This window comes from Streptomyces winkii (genome assembly GCF_032248595.1).
Classification (GTDB): domain Bacteria; phylum Actinomycetota; class Actinomycetes; order Streptomycetales; family Streptomycetaceae; genus Streptomyces; species Streptomyces winkii.
Map to the genome: position 1 here is coordinate 477,119 of NZ_JASTTH010000004.1, position 14,650 is coordinate 491,768.

11 protein-coding genes and 1 pseudogene are annotated in these 14,650 nt (G+C 71.6%); 1 reads left to right on the plus strand and 11 read right to left on the minus strand.

The annotated features are described in order from the left end of the window. Positions 1 to 52: 52 nt before the first annotated feature. The 8 genes and pseudogenes from hpnH to QQM67_RS14280 form a co-directional block, all read right to left on the minus strand. The gene (hpnH, locus tag QQM67_RS14245) at positions 53 to 1,066 is read right to left on the minus strand and encodes an adenosyl-hopene transferase HpnH (protein WP_314174184.1); all 1,014 of its coding nucleotides are present in this window, start codon (positions 1,064 to 1,066) and stop codon (positions 53 to 55) included. Positions 1,067 to 1,073: 7 nt separating this feature from the next. Then, the gene (locus tag QQM67_RS14250; RefSeq protein WP_314174185.1) at positions 1,074 to 1,763 is read right to left on the minus strand and encodes a phosphorylase family protein; all 690 of its coding nucleotides are present in this window, start codon (positions 1,761 to 1,763) and stop codon (positions 1,074 to 1,076) included. Beyond that, positions 1,760 to 3,799, minus strand: a complete 2,040-nt coding sequence (gene shc, locus QQM67_RS14255; protein WP_314174186.1) for a squalene--hopene cyclase — start codon at positions 3,797 to 3,799, stop codon at positions 1,760 to 1,762. The genes QQM67_RS14250 and shc overlap by 4 nt, the downstream gene beginning before the upstream one ends. Positions 3,800 to 3,851: 52 nt before the next feature. After that, positions 3,852 to 4,922: a polyprenyl synthetase family protein gene (locus tag QQM67_RS14260; protein ID WP_314174187.1), complete on the minus strand. Its 1,071-nt coding sequence runs from the start codon at positions 4,920 to 4,922 to the stop codon at positions 3,852 to 3,854. 197 nt (positions 4,923 to 5,119) lie between these two features. After that, positions 5,120 to 6,544: pseudogene (gene hpnE / locus QQM67_RS14265) on the minus strand (hydroxysqualene dehydroxylase HpnE); the annotation flags it as partial. Further along, positions 6,541 to 7,479, minus strand: coding sequence for a presqualene diphosphate synthase HpnD (gene hpnD, locus QQM67_RS14270; RefSeq protein ID WP_314174189.1), 939 nt, complete (start codon positions 7,477 to 7,479; stop codon positions 6,541 to 6,543). The pseudogene hpnE and the gene hpnD, both read right to left, overlap by 4 nt. Before the next feature lie 7 nt (positions 7,480 to 7,486). Continuing rightward, positions 7,487 to 8,401, minus strand: a complete 915-nt coding sequence (gene hpnC, locus QQM67_RS14275) for a squalene synthase HpnC (RefSeq protein ID WP_314174190.1) — start codon at positions 8,399 to 8,401, stop codon at positions 7,487 to 7,489. Positions 8,402 to 8,613: 212 nt separating this feature from the next. Next, the gene (locus QQM67_RS14280) at positions 8,614 to 9,399 is read right to left on the minus strand and encodes a TetR/AcrR family transcriptional regulator (RefSeq protein ID WP_314174191.1); all 786 of its coding nucleotides are present in this window, start codon (positions 9,397 to 9,399) and stop codon (positions 8,614 to 8,616) included. A gap of 101 nt (positions 9,400 to 9,500) precedes the next feature. Here QQM67_RS14280 and QQM67_RS14285 point away from each other — a divergent pair, with 101 nt between their 5' ends. Beyond that, the gene (locus QQM67_RS14285; protein WP_314174192.1) at positions 9,501 to 11,765 is read left to right on the plus strand and encodes an MMPL family transporter; all 2,265 of its coding nucleotides are present in this window, start codon (positions 9,501 to 9,503) and stop codon (positions 11,763 to 11,765) included. A gap of 141 nt (positions 11,766 to 11,906) precedes the next feature. On the opposite strand, the gene QQM67_RS14290 is transcribed toward QQM67_RS14285, so the two are convergent. The 3 genes from QQM67_RS14290 to QQM67_RS14300 form a co-directional block, all read right to left on the minus strand. Beyond that, positions 11,907 to 12,740 carry an ABC transporter ATP-binding protein gene (locus tag QQM67_RS14290; RefSeq protein WP_314174193.1) on the minus strand — a complete coding sequence of 278 codons (834 nt, stop codon included), beginning with the start codon at positions 12,738 to 12,740 and terminating at the stop codon, positions 11,907 to 11,909. Next, the gene (locus QQM67_RS14295; protein ID WP_314174194.1) at positions 12,727 to 13,671 is read right to left on the minus strand and encodes an ABC transporter permease; all 945 of its coding nucleotides are present in this window, start codon (positions 13,669 to 13,671) and stop codon (positions 12,727 to 12,729) included. Before QQM67_RS14295 ends, QQM67_RS14290 begins: the two co-directional genes overlap by 14 nt. A 67-nt stretch (positions 13,672 to 13,738) precedes the next feature. Beyond that, positions 13,739 to 14,647 carry a glycosyltransferase family 2 protein gene (locus QQM67_RS14300; RefSeq protein ID WP_314174195.1) on the minus strand — a complete coding sequence of 303 codons (909 nt, stop codon included), beginning with the start codon at positions 14,645 to 14,647 and terminating at the stop codon, positions 13,739 to 13,741. Positions 14,648 to 14,650 lie beyond the last annotated feature (3 nt).

The window sequence follows — 14,650 nt, forward strand, 5'->3', positions numbered from 1 at the left end:
CGGCTGGCCGCGCCGCCCTCGCGGGGCACGGAGCCGCAGGCGTACGTACGGCTCAGGCGCGTACGGTGTCCCGGGCCGCGCGCAGGGACTCCCGGAGCGAGCCCATCGTCGCCAGCACAGCGGTGGGTTCGTAGCCGCAGTGCGCCATGCAGTTGGCGCAGCGGGGGTCGCGGCCGCGGCCGTACGCTTCCCAGTCGGTCTCCTCGATGAGCTCCTTGTACGTGGGCACGTAGCCGTCGCTCATGAGGTAGCAGGGCCGCTGCCAGCCGAAGAGCGAGTAGTTGGGAATGGCCCACGCCGTGCAGGGGAAGTCCGCCTTGCCTTCCAGGAAGTCGAGGAAGAGCGGGCTGTGATTGAGCCGCCAGCGGCGCCTGTTGCCGCCGGCGAACGCCTTGCGGAACAGTTCACGCGTCTGCTCGACGCCCAGGAAGTGCTCCTGGTCCGGGGCCTTTTCGTAGGCGTAGGCGGGCGAGACCATCATCTCGTCGACCTGGAGCTCGTCGTTGAGGTAGTCCAGCACCTCGATGATGGTCTGAGGCGTATCGGTGTTGAAGAAGGTGGAGTTGGTGGTGACGCGGAAGCCGCGCCGCTTGGCCTCCTTCATCGCCTCCACGGCCTCGTCGAAGACGCCTTCCTTCGCGACGGACTCGTCGTGCCGCTCGCGCAGACCGTCGATGTGCACCGCGAAGGCGAAGTAGCGGGAGGGGGTGAACTCTTCGAGCTTCTTGCGCAGCAGCATGGCGTTGGTGCACAGGAAGACGTACTTCCTCTTCGCCACAAGCTGCCGGACGATCTCCCCGATCTGGGGGTGCATCAGCGGCTCGCCGCCCGCGATGGAGACCATCGGCGCCCCCGACTCCATCACGGCCCCGACGGCCTGCGCGACCGGCATCCGCTGCTTGAGCACCCCCGCCGGGTGCTGGATCTTCCCGCAGCCCTCGCACTTCAGATTGCACGCGAACAGCGGCTCCAGCTCCACGATCAACGGGAACTTCTCGCGGCCTCGCAGCTTCTGCTGGAAGAGATACGTGCCGATTCGGACGGTCTGACGCAGAGGCATGGCCATGACTCGCTCACCTCCGGGGGAGCAGCAAGGATCGGTGCCATTCGAGGAACGCGGGCATGATTCCGCGGAGTACACGGAATGCCGATATTCCACCTCGCAGTGTCCCGAGACGGATCAGTTCATGTCCGGGCGCGTCGACCACCACCCGTACGGCCGCAACGGGGCGCTTGCGCTCCGCGGCCCCGGCCGCCTCGCCGGGGGCGAGCGTCGCGGTGCGGAGCGTGGCGGCGGACTCCATGTCGGCGGCCACGGCGGCCGTCGTCGTGTGCAGTGCGGCGCGCGTGAGTCCGTGCACGATGTGCGAGGACCCGGCCAGCGGCCCGACGTGGACGGTTCCGTGGGGGCGCAGCGCCTCGGCCAGCAGCCGGGTGCCGGTGCACTCGGTGCGGCCCTCGGCGTCCCGGGTCTCGTCGGCGACGACGAGGTCCCCGGGGTGCATGCCGGGCAGCAGCCCGGCGCAGAAGCCCGTCGCCACGACCGCGGTGCTGCCCGGCTCCCGCTCGTCCCGCAGGGCCCGTGCCACCGCGCTGCCCGCCGCCTGCGCTCCCATTCCGGTGCGCAGTACGGTGACCCGCCCGTCCCTCCCGTCAGCTCCGTCCGTCCTGGCCGTGGCGTCGCCGAAGCGCCGCAGCGCGAGCCGTTCGATGCCCAGCGCGCAGGCGATCAGAAGGGGGCCGCGGTGACCGGGGACGGTCATCTCTCTTCCTGCCGCACGGGACCGGCGCCGGTCGCGTGCAGGTACCGGCCGAGTGCGGTGAGCGGGAAGACCTGACGGTAGAGGTGGTAGTTGATGGAGAAGTCCCAGGGGAATCCGGTGCCGGTGAAGTGCGGCTCGTCCCACGAGCCGTCCTCCCGCTGCGTACGGGCGAGCCAGCTGATCCCCTGCTCGACGGCCATCGACTCCCGCTCCCCCGCCGCGAGCAGCGCGAGCAGCGCCCAGCCGGTCTGCGAGGCGGTCGAGGTGCCGCGGCCCGCCCACTCGCGCTCGTGGCCCGGGCGGTAGGAGCGCAGGTCCTCGCCCCAGCCGCCGTCGCCGTTCTGCACGCTCTCCAGCCAGCTGACGGCGCGGCGCACGGCGGGATGGGAGGCGGACAGCCCGGCCGCGATGAGAGCCGGAACCACCGACCCCGTCCCGTAGATGTAGTTGACGCCCCAGCGGCCGAACCAGGCGCCGCTGACCTCCTGTTCGGACAGCAGCCAGACCACGGCCTTGCGCACGCGCGGATCGTCGCGGCGGCCCTCCGCCGAGAGCATCTCCACGACGTGGGCGGTGACGTCGGCGGAAGGCGGGTCGATGACCTCGCCGAAGTCGCAGAAGGGCAGCCGGTTGGGGAAGGCGCTGTCATTGTCGGCGTCGAAGGCGCCCCACGCGCCGTTCCTGGATTGCATGCCGAGGCTCCAGCGAACGGCCCTGCGCACCGCGCGGTCGACGCGCGGCTGGTCGCGGTGGCGTACGCGGCGCAGCGCGAGGACGACCTCGGCGGTGTCGTCCGCGTCGGGGTAGTTGTCGTTCTCGAACTCGAACGCCCAGCCGCCCGGCGCCAGTTGGGGTTTGCGTACGGACCAGTCGCCGGGACGCAGCACCTGCTCGCCGAGCATCCAGTCCGCGGCCTTGAGCAGCGCGGGATGGTCGGGCGGCACGCCCGCGTCGGCGAGCGCGATGGTGGCCAGGCAGGTGTCCCAGACCGGGGACTGGCACGCCTCGACCATCCGCATGGCACCGTCCCGAGCGTGCTCGGAACGCGCGTCCTCGGACTTCCCGTTCCCCGCCTCCCCGTGGCCGCCCTCGTATCTGACGGTGTAGCGGTCCAGGGAGGCCAGCCCGGCACGCATGACCGGGTGGTCCAGGTCGTAGCCGAGGAGGCGCAGCGCGATCAGCGAGTAGACGGCGGGCGGCTGGATGCCTCCCCAGCAGCCGTCGTTCTCCTGCCGCTCGATGATCCACCGGGCGGCGCTGCGCAGCGCGGCGGCCCGCAGCGAGCGGGAGGCGACCTTGCGGTAGGCGTGCAGCGTACGGTCCAGGCGCTGGAAGAAGCCCTCCCAGCTGGCCGCCGGAGCCATCCCGCGCGGGGGGTTGGGGCACGCCGGGTCCCGGTGCAGCTCGTCGAGCGCGAAAGGCGCCGCCCGTACGGGCCGCTTCGCGCACACGACGGTGAGCGGCACGATCGTCTGCCGTGCCCAGCAGCCGAAGTCGTAGATGTTGAGCGGGAACCACTTCGGGAACCAGATCATCTCCGGCGGCATCTCGGGCAGGTCGGCCCAGCGCCACCAGCCGAAGAGCGCCAGCCAGATCCTGGTGAAGACCCGGCTGGAGACGACGCCGCCCTGCTCGCGCACCCACGCCGAGGCCCGCTCCATGTGCGGCGCGTGGGGCGCGTCGCCGGCCAGCCGCAGCGCTACGTACGCCTCGATGGTCGTGGAGAGGTCTCCGGGCCCGCCGTGGAAGGTGGCCCAGGTGCCGTCCGCCCGCTGTTGCGAGCGTACGAAGCGGGCCGCCTCCCGCGTGGTGGTCTCGTCGCGGATTCCGAGGAACTCGCGCAGCAGCAGGTCCTCGGCGTCCATGGTGACGTTGGTCTCCAGGTCGCCCTTCCACCAGCCCGCCTCGTCCTGCCGTGCGAGCAGGTTCTCCACGGCGAGGGCGGCCGTGCGCTCCGCACGGTCGGCGAGGCTCCCGTCGCCTCTCGGCTCGGCGGTGGCCGTCGCCCCGGCGCCGCTGTCCGTCGTCGCTGTCATCTCATTCCCTTCCGGAGGATCCTGCGACGCCGCGAGCGCCGGGGCAGGGTGGTCATCGCTGTCGTACGACGACGAAGTCGGCCAGCGCGACCAGCTGGTCGCGCACGTGGACGGGCATGTCGACCGGTTCGAGGGCGGCGAGGGCCTTGGTGTGCTGCCGCTGCGCCTCCGCCGAGGTCCACTCGCGGCCGCCCGCCTCCTCGATCAGCGCGGCACGCGTGGCGAACTCGGCCTCGTCGAAGTCCTCGAACTCCTCCTGGCTCTTCTTCGCGTCGGTCCTCATCAGGTCGGCCAGGCGCGTGGCCGCCGGGTCGGACGAGGAGAGCGCGGCCACGACGGGCAGCGACTTCTTGCGCTGCCGCAGGTCGCTCCACGCCTGCTTGCCGGTGGCCTCGGGGTCGCCCCAGATGCCCAGCAGGTCGTCGACGGCCTGGAAGGCGAGCCCGAGGTGGTAGCCGTAGGACTCCAGGGCGTCGGCCGTGCGGTCGTCGGCGCCGCCGAGCACGGCTCCGACGGAGACGGCACAGGCCAGCAGCGCGCCGGTCTTGTTGCCCTCCATCTCCAGGCACTCCTCGACCGTGACCTGCTCGCGGTGCTCGTACGAGATGTCCTGCGCCTGACCGTCGATGAGCTTTCGGGTGGCCCGGGTCAGCCGCCGCGTCGCGCGGCCGGCCTCGGCGGTGCCCGGCTCCAGCAGTATTTCGTTGGCGAGGGCGAACAGCGCGTCGCCGACGAGGATCGCCTGGGCGGGGCCGTGCACCTTCCACACGGTGTCGCGGTGGCGGCGCTGCTCGTCGCCGTCCATCAGGTCGTCGTGCAGCAGCGAGAAATTGTGCACGAGCTCGACGGCCACGGCGCCGGGCAGGCCCGTCTCGGGAGCTGCGCCGGTGACCTCGGCCGAGAGCAGCGCGAGCGAAGGGCGTACGGCCTTGCCGCCGTGCGCCTCCGAGGGGCGCCCGGCCTCGTCGATCCAGCCGAAGTGGTAGGCGGCGACGGTGTCCATCGGAGGTGCGAGCCGGCCGATCGCCTCGCGCAGCACGGGAGTGGCGAGCCTGCGCCCACGCTCCAGCAGAGCGCTGACGCTCGTGTTGTCGACGACGGGGTGCTGGTTCGCCGTGGTCACGGGGTCTCCTCTGCGTTCTGTGCGGGGCGTGCGGGCACCGCTGCTCGCGATGCCGGCGCGTGGGGTGCTGCGGATGTACGGGGTGCTGCGTGTGTGGGAGGTTCCGTGCGTGCCGTCCGTCTGCGCTGCCGGGACGTGCCGCCTGTGTCGGCGCTGCTCATGCCACCGCCCTTTCCTGTGGTGCCTGGCACCCGATCATTGTCGTACGGACGGCCCATGACGTTGAGGGCTTCCCTGGCGGCGGTCGTTCCACTCCGTACGGCGCTCTCCATGGTCGCGGGCCAGCCGGTGTCGGTCCAAGCTCCGGCGAGGCAGACGCCGGGCGCGGCGGTGCGGGCGGCGGGGCGCAACCGGCCGACGCCGGGCCGCGGATCGAAGGTGGCGGTGCGCTCCCGGGTGACGAAGAAGTCGACCACGTGCGCGGTCCGGGCGGCGGGCAGCAGCCGGGCGAGCTCCGGCAGATAGCGCTCACGAAGTGCCGCGACGGGCTTGTCGATCTCCGCGTGCGCGGCCGACTGGGAGACCGCGAGGTACTGGCCGCTGCCGAGCCCCGAGGGGCCGGTGCGGTCGAATACCCATTGCACGGGCGATCCGAGCGCGGCGAAGAAGGGGCGCCGCAGCACGCGGCGGTCGTAGATCACATGGAGGTTGAGGATCGGGGAGGTGCCGATCTCCAGCAGTCTGCCGGGCGCGGGCAGCGCTCCCCCGGGCAGCAGACGGTGCGCCTCGTGCTGCGGTACGGCGATGACGACGGCGTCGGCGCGGTGTTCACCGTGATCGCCCCCGGAGGCCTGCCCGTGCTCGGCGGAGACGGTCCACCCGCCGCCCTCCGCCGCGGTCACCGCGCGGGCCCGTGCCTGCGTCAGGGTCCGTACGCCGGCGGCGCGCAGGGCCTTCCGCGCGAGCGTGTCGTGCAGGTGCCCGAGCGGTACGCAGGAGATCCCGATGTCGGCGGCGCCCGGCTCGGAGAGCAGGCCGGTCCGGAAGACCATCGCCGCGAGGCCCAACGAGGCATGCGGGGCACGGGCGTTGAGGGTGGCGGTTCCCACGAGGTCCCAGAGCGCGCGGATCGCGCGGTCGCTCTGGCCCTGCCGGTGCAGCCAGGACGCGAAGTCGACGTCGTCCAGGGCGGGATCGGCCGGGTCGAGCCCGTCCAGCGCGAGCGCCGCACGCCCCACCCGGGCCCTCTCCCCCGGTGTCAGATGCCGGTAGCCGGCCAGGCTCGCGGCCAAGTGCAGTGGTACGGGGAGGGAGTTGCGGCGCAGCCTGCTCAACCGCGGCCGCTCGCGGCCCACATCGAGGACGGGGACGTCGAGGCGTTCTTGCAGCGGCGCGAGCCCGGCCCCGCCGATGCGCTCCAGGAACCAGGTGTAGGCGGTGCAGCAACCCAGGTGCACATGCTGCCCGTTGTCGACAGTCAGCCTCCCGGCCGCCGAATCGCGGCGGAAGGAGAACGCCAGCCCGCCGAGGCGCGGACGCGACTCCAGGAGCGTGGTGGTCACCCCCGCGTCGGCCAGCCGCAGCGCCGCGGTGGTCCCCGCGATGCCCCCGCCGATCACGACGGCGCGGCGCTCCCGGCGGGAGCCGGGACGAGCCGCCCCGGTCTCGTCATGCCCGGTCATGTGCGCACTCTCCGTCTCGCGGCGTACCGGGCGTCGATCCCGGTGAGCCCACGCACCGCGACGTACGCCTTCTGCCTGCTCGGCAGGGAGACGCGCTCGCGCAGCACGGCGTACGGATCGGCGGCGATACGTTCCAGCAGACGGTGGTAGATCCCGGCCATCGCCGCGACGCAGGCACCGGACCTGCGGTCGAGCAGTGGAAGCAGCCGGTAGCCCTGGTCGAACAGGGCGCGGGCGCGCTGGACTTCGTGATGCACCAGCCCGCGGAAGTCGCTGCCGGGCTGTACTTCGCTGCGGAAGTCGGTGGAGCAGCCGAACTTTTCAAGATCCTCCGCGGGCAGATACGTACGTCCGTGATCGGCGTCTTCCCGAAGATCCCTGAGGATATTGGTGAGTTGGAGCGCGAGCCCGAGAGTGTTGGCGTACTCGGAGGCGCGTACCGCGTCGCGCACCCCGGGGAGGGTGCCGAAGACGCCGAGCGAGAGGCGGCCGATCGCACCGGCCACGCACTGGCAGTAGACCTCCAGCTCCTCCCAGCTGCCGTAGGTGGTGCCGCGCACGTCCAGCAGCACGCCGTCGATGAGTTCGTCGAGCCCGCCCATCGGGACGGGATAGCGGCGCGCGGCGTCGCTCAGGGCGACCGCCACCGGGTCCGTGTCGTCCTGCTGGATGGCTCCGTCGCGGATGCGGCCGAGCAGTTCCCGGGTCTCCTCCAGCCTGGCCACCTTGACGGACTCTTCGAGAGGGCCGTCGCCGATGTCGTCGACGCGCCGGGAGAACGCGTAGAGAGCGGACATGGCCCGGCGCTTCCCGGTCGGCAGCAGCCGGATTCCGTAGGCGAAGTTGCGGGCCTGCTGACCCGTGACGGACTCGCAGTAGTCGTACGCGGCGGCCACCGGCGGCGGCACATACGGTACGGGCCGGGCTCTGTCCACGGTCCGCTCACCCCTCTCGTCGCAGGGTTGCGGCCACCTCGCGCAGCAGCCCGCGCGTGGTGGCCCGGGGAGGTCCTGGGAGTACGTCGTATCCGGCACGGCTGATGGCGCGGAGGACGGCCCGTCCACCGCCGGTGAACCCTGCGAGCAGCAGCCGGAGTCGCCCGCGGACGCTGGCCACGAGGGGGTCGCCCGCCGAGAGCAGGTCCCGGGCGCGCTCGGCCTCGTAGGCCAGCAGCGCGCGGACGGATGCGCTGGCCCGCGGTGCGGCGAGGTCCGACTCGGTGACGTGGAAGCGGGCCATGTCTTCGGCGGGGAGGTAGATGCGGTCGCGGCCGAGGTCCTCGGCGACGTCCTGGAGGTGCTCGACGATCTGGAGCGCTGTGCACACGTCGTCGGAGTACCGGATCCGCTCGGGTGTCGCGGCTCCGGTGATGGCGAGGACGAGATGGCCGACGGGGTTGGCCGACAGCTCGCAGTAGCCGAGCAGTTCGGCGTGGTCGGCGTAGCGGCGGACCTTCTGGTCCTGGCGGTTGGCCTCGATGAGGGCGAGGAACGGTTCGGGGGTGAGGTTGCGGCGCCGCACGGTGGGCGCGAGGGCCCGCAGCAGCGGATGGCCCGGGGCGGGACGGCCGTCGTCGAAGAGACCGCGCAGATCGGCCTCGAAGGCGTCGAGCATCGCGAGGCGGTCGGCACCGGGCTCGCTCCCCCATCCGGGGCCGAGGCCCAGGAACTTCGCGTCGAGACCGCCGGGGGCGAGATCGCCGTCGCCGATGTCGTCGACGAGCCGGGCGTAGCCGTAGACGGCCATCAGGTCGTAGCGCCATTCGCGCGGCAGGAATCCGGGCGCCACTGGGAAGTTCTCCCGCGTGGCCTTGGCGAGGACGGCACGCGCATGCGCGTCCGCCTCGGCGCTCACCACGTGCTGCCAGGGGCCATTGCCGTCACATCTCCGTTTCTACACCGCTGGGCGAAAACATCCTATTTCGGACACGCCGCTCCGGCACGGCGGCGGCCTGGGCGCTCACGGCCGCCCGCGGCGGCTCCTCGCGGCGCTCGCGGAACGGGGGCGACCGGCGTACGGAAACGGCAGGTCGCGGCCCGGCGGCAGGCCCGCGGGGCGACAGCCGCGCGTCAGTGCCCGGTTGAGGACGCGGCGGGACCGGCGGGTGTGACCGGCGCGGTGAAACCGGCGATGAGAACGTCGAAGGCGCGCTCGGCCATGGCGTGGACCTCCTCGGACGACAGCTGCGTCAGAACGCCGTCCAGGCAGAGCATCGCCAGCCCGTGCACCGTCGACCAGGCCGTGATCTCCGCGCCCGGACGCCGCTCCGCGGGCATCCGCCCGTGCTCGACGAGGGCGTCCAGGACCTGGATCAGGATCGCGAACGAGCGGGCCTCCCAGCCGCCGTCCTCACGATCGGAGTTCACGGTGCCGTCCACCGGGCTCAGATGGAGCGTGTCGGGACAGAAGGCGACCCGGTAGAGGCCCGACTCGGCGAGAGCGAACGAGAGGTAGCCGTGCCCGAGCGCACGCAGCCGCGCCTCGGCGGCCTCCGGGCCGCTGCCGGGGTCGGTGCCCGTTCGGCTCGCGGCCTCCATGCTGTCGGCCAGGCGCTCCTGGCCCAGCTCCTTGACCGCGTGCAGGAGTTCGGCCTGACCGGCGAAGTGCCGGTAGGCGGCCGTCGGTGAGACGCCGACGCGGCGGGCGGCGGCGCGCAGCACGACGGACTCGGGCCCGCCCTCGCGGGCGAGGTCGGTGGCGGCCTCGATCAGCGCGTTGCGCAGGTCGCCGTGGTGGTAGGCGCCCTTTCCGCCGGCGGCCCGGCCGCCCGTACGGGAGGCGCGCTCCTCCCCCGCGTCCTCCCCGTTCTTCGCCGCGCGGTCCGCGCCCGTTCCGCCGGTCTCCATGTCCGTCATGCTTTCATCCTGCCCGATGTTGACAGCATTAACATCCGCTGCCACAGTCTATGTTGACGCCGTAAACATCGGCGCGGACGCCTCATGGGGGGACGAAGACAGTGCTACGACGAATCGCGGAGCTGGCCCTGCGCCGGCCACGGGCCCTGCTCGTACTCAGCCTGATCGCAGTGGTGGCCATGGGAGCCATCGGCTTCGGCGCCTTCGGCAAGCTCCAGGCCGGAGGGTTCGAGGATCCCGACGCGCCTTCGAGCCGCGCGCAGACGCTCATCGCGGACAAGTTCGGCGGCGAGGACAACCTCGTGCTGCTGGTACGGGCGGACGACGGGGACCTGAACACCTCAGCCGCGCGCGAGGCCGGCCGGAAGCTCACGAAGGATCTGAAGCAGGAGCCGCAGATCTCCCGGGTCTCCTCGTACTGGGACGCCGGGGGCTCGGCACTGACCTCCCGTGACGGCTCGCAGGCGCTCGTACTGGCGCACGTGCGGGGCGACAGCACCGACGTCGCCGAGCACGCCAGGGAGGTCACCGACAAGTGGAGCGGTGACCAGGGTCCGGTCGACGTGCGGGCGGGCGGCGGCGCCGCGCTGAACAACGACATCTCCGAACAGGTCTCGGCGGATCTGGCGATAGCCGAGTCGATCGCCGTGCCCCTGACGCTCGTTCTGCTCGTCATCGCCTTCGGCAGCTTCGTGGCGGCGCTGCTGCCGCTCGCGATCGGGCTGATCGCGACCCTCGGCACCTTCGCCGAGCTGTTCGTCCTCGGCAGCCTCACCGACGTCTCGGTCTTCTCCATCAACCTCACCACCGCGCTCGGACTCGGGCTCGGCATCGACTACGGGCTGCTCATCGTCAGCCGCTTCCGTGAACGGCTCTCCGCGGGGGACGAGGTCGGGGACGCGCTGCGTACGACCGTGGCGACGGCCGGACGCACGATCGCCTTCTCGGCGGCCACCGTGGTCGCGGCGCTGTCGGCGCTGCTGCTGTTCCCGCCGTTCTTCCTGCGGTCGTTCGCGTACGCCGGGATCGGGGTCGTCGCCATCGCGGCGATCGCGGCGCTGATCGTCGTGCCGGCGCTGCTGGCGGTGCTCGGTCACCGCGTCAACAAGGGGCGGCTGCCCTGGGCCGATGCCGTACGGCGCCCGGACGCGCCGATGTGGGGCACGGTCGCTCGTACGGTCATGCGCCGGCCCGTGCTCACCGCGCTGCCGGTGCTGGCCGTGCTGCTGCTCGCCGCGAGCCCGCTGCTGGGCGCCCGTTTCGGGATGCCGGACGAGCGCGTGCTGCCCGAGGACGCGCAGAGCCGGCAGGTCAGCACCGCGCTGGAGAAGGACTTCCCCGGCAGCTCCACCGAGGGCCTCCAGATCGTCACCACCGCCGGAGTGCCCGCGGACGAACTCGACTCCTACGCGAAGCACCTCTCACGCCTCGACGGCGTGGCCCGCGTCCAGGCGAGCAGCGGCGTCTACACCGACGGGAAGTCCGCGCCGGCCGGCCGCGCGCAACTGGCGCTCGGCAAGCCCGACGCGCAACTGCTCACCGTCACGCCGGAGTCGGGCACCGGAAGCGCGGAGCGGCAGGACGTCGTGCACAGCGTCCGCGACGTGCCGGCTCCCGGCGGCGGCGAGGCACTGGTGGGCGGGCGCGACGCGCAGCTCGTGGACACCAAGGCGTCGATCGGCGACCGGCTTCCGGGTGCCGTCGGCATGGTCGTCGGCACGACCTTCGTGCTGCTCTTCCTCTTCACCGGCAGCGTCGTCCAGCCGCTGCGGGCGCTCGTACTCAACGCGGTGAGCCTGACGGCGTCGATCGGCGCGATGGTGTGGATCTTCCAGGAGGGACACCTCTCGTCGGTCCTGGGCTTCACCGAGATGCCCATGGACACCTCGATGACGGTCCTGATGTTCTGCATCGTCTTCGGGCTCTCCATGGACTACGAGGTCTTCGTCACCAGCCGCATCAAGGAGCTGCACGACGCCGGCGAGGCCAACGCGACGGCCGTCACCCGCGGGCTCTCGCGCACCGGGCGCATCGTGACGATGGCGGCGGGGCTGCTGGCCGTGAGCTTCTTCGCCTTCGCGACCAGCGAGATCAGCTTCCTCCAGATGTTCGGCCTGGGCAGCGGGCTGGCGATCCTCATCGACGCGGTCGCCGTGCGGGGAGTGCTCGTGCCCGCCGCGATGCGGCTGCTGGGACGCGGTGCCTGGTACGCGCCGCGCGTGCTGCGGAAGCTGCACGGCAAGGTCGGACTGGACGAGTCGGCCGCGCCGGTCGCGGGGGCCCGGACGCCGGCACGGTCGAGCCTGGACCCGCAGCCGGGGCAGGAGATGGAACAGGCCGGGGAAACCACGGGAGCCGGGGTCTGACGAGGGCCTCAGCGGTCCGTCGCCCCGCGCCTCGGTCCGGGGCCCCGCCACGGAAGACAGCGGCTGATCCGGTACGGAACCGGATCAGCCGCTGCTGTGTTCTGCGCGTACGGGCTGGCAACTCCGTACGGGCCCGCGGACCTACTTGCCCGTGAACTTCTCGTACTCCTTGAGCACTTCCTCCGTCGGGCCGTCGTGCACGAGCTCGCCCTTCTCCAGCCACAGCGTCCGCTCGCACGTGTCGCGGATCGACTTGTTGTTGTGGCTGACGAGGAAGACCGTGCCGGCCTCCTCACGCAGCTCGCGGACGCGCTGCTCCGAGCGCCGCTGGAACTTCTTGTCGCCCGTCGCCAGCGCCTCGTCGATCATCAGCACGTCGTGGTCCTTGGCGGCGGCGATGGAGAACCGCAGCCGGGCCGACATGCCGGACGAGTACGTGCGCATCGGCAGCGTGATGAAGTCGCCCTTCTCGTTGATGCCGGAGAAGTCGACGATCCCCTGGTAGCGCTCGGCGACCTCGTCGCGCGACATCCCCATCGCCAGTCCGCCGAGCACGACGTTCCGCTCGCCCGTCAGGTCGTTCATCAGCGCGGCGTTGACTCCGAGCAGCGACGGCTGGCCGTTGGTGTAGACGCGCCCGCTCTCGGGGGGCAGCAGGCCCGCGATGGCACGCAGCAGCGTCGACTTGCCCGAGCCGTTGGAGCCGATCAGGCCGACGGCCTGGCCGCGGTACGCGGTGAAGCTGACGCCCCTGACCGCGTGCACCTCGCGGACGCTGCCGCCGCCCGGCTTGCGGCGGATGATCCGGCTCAGCGCCGCGGTGGCGCTGCCCTTGCCCCGCGCGCCGCCGTAGACGCGGTAGACGATGTGCAGATCCTCGGCGATGACGGTGGGAACCCAGGGTTCCTGGTGAGCAGGGGCCGCCTGCTGCTGGACCGTCTTCGTCTCCTCCTGGGTCTCCTCAGCCACGGCCATAACGCTCCTCCGACTTCCAGAAGAAAACAAATCCGCCGATGCCGATCAGCAGCCCCCAGCCCAGCGCCAGCGACCACACGTGGGGCGGAAGGTCCGCCGGGGTGTATCCGTCGATGAACGAGAAGCGCATGAGGTCCATGTACACGGCCGCCGGATTGGCCTGGATGATGTCCACCAGCCATCCCTGCGCGTGCGCCCGGCCGCGCAGCATGGGCTCCAGCGGGAACATCACGCCGGACCCGTACATCCACGTACGCAGTACGAAGGGCATGAGCTGAGCCAGGTCGGGGGTCTTGCTGCCCAGCCGGGCCATGATCAGTGCCATGCCGGTGTTGAAGAGGAACTGGCAGGCCAGCGTGGGAAAGATCAGCAGCCAGGACCACGTGGGCAGATGCCCGAATCCGATGAGGATGGCGACCAGCACGATCATCGAGTACAGCAGCTGCTGGAGCTGCTGCAACGAGATCGAGATCGGCAGCGAGGCGCGCGGGAAGTGCAGCGCGCGCACCAGGCCGAGGTTGCCGGAGATCGCACGGACCCCGTTGAGGACGGAGGTCTGCGTGAACGTGAAGACGAAGACGCCGGTGACCAGGAACGGGATGTAGTTCTGGTGGCCGCCCGGCGTGCCGTTCCTGCCGCCCAGCAGGAGCCCGAAGATGAAGTAGTAGACGGTGGCGTTCAGCAGCGGCGTCGCCACCTGCCACAGCTGCCCCAGCTTCGCCTGGCTGTACTGGGCGGTGAGTTTCGCCCGCGAGAAGGCGAGGATGAAGTGGCGCCGCTCCCACAGCTGCCTCACGTACTCCGCCAGCGAGGGGCGCGCCCCGCTCACCGACAGGCCGTACTTCGCAGCGAGCTCGGCCGGGGACAGACGGTCGTCCGGTGTGGGCGGGGGCTTCACGCCCACCGCACCACCGTGCGTTGTCTCGGTCACGTTGGAAACTTTCGTCCTTACGCGCGCAGGTGAACTGGAGGAAATGGTGGTGCTGAGAACGAGCTTGTCAGATCACGGGCGGGCGACCTAGTCGGGTCAGCCGCCACACCGTACGCCACCGCATCGGTCGGCGGCCGCCGCACGGTCGGGTCCACCCCTCCCGGAATCCGCCGAGCCACGCGCGCAGCGCCGGCCGCGAGGGGCGGCGGGCCAGCGTGAGCGCCAGCCATACGCCGAGGTAGACGGGGATGAGCGGGGCGGGCAGGTTCCGCCGGGCCAGCCAGACGCGGTTGCGGGCGACCATGCGGTGGTAGACCGCGTGCCTGCTGGGGGCGGTGGTGGGGTGGTGCAGCACCATGTCGGCGCGGTAGTCGATCGACCAGCCCGCATCCAGGGCCCGCCAGGCCAGATCCGTCTCCTCGTGGGCGTAGAAGAACTCGTCCGGCAGTCCGCCGACTTCGGCGATGACCTTCGTACGGACGGCGTTGGCGCCGCCCAGGAACGTGGTCACCCGGGAGGAGCGCATCGGGTCCGCGGCCCGCAGCCTGGGCACATGCCGGCGCTGGGTCTCGCCGGTGTCCGGGTCGGCGATGCGGAAGCTGATGATGCCCAGCGACGGGTCGGCGGTGAAGGCCTCCCGGACGAGCTCGGCGGTGCCGGTGTCCGGCAGCAGCCCGTCGTCGTCCAGGAAGAGCAGGGCGTCGACCTCGGCGCCGGACGGGCCGAACGCCTCGATGCCGACGTTGCGGCCTCCGGGGATGCCGAGGTTTTCCGGAAGCTCGACCGTCCGTACACCTTCCGGCAACTCGGGCAGCGGCGCCCCGTTACCCACCACGACGGTCTCGATCTGCTCGCCGTCCTGCTTCGCGACGGAGTCGAGCAGCGCACGGAGCTCCTCGGGGCGGTTGCCCATCGTCAGGATGACGGCACCGAGCCTCGGGGTCGGCACGGAGCGCTCCGGGCTCTGCTGCGGCATGGT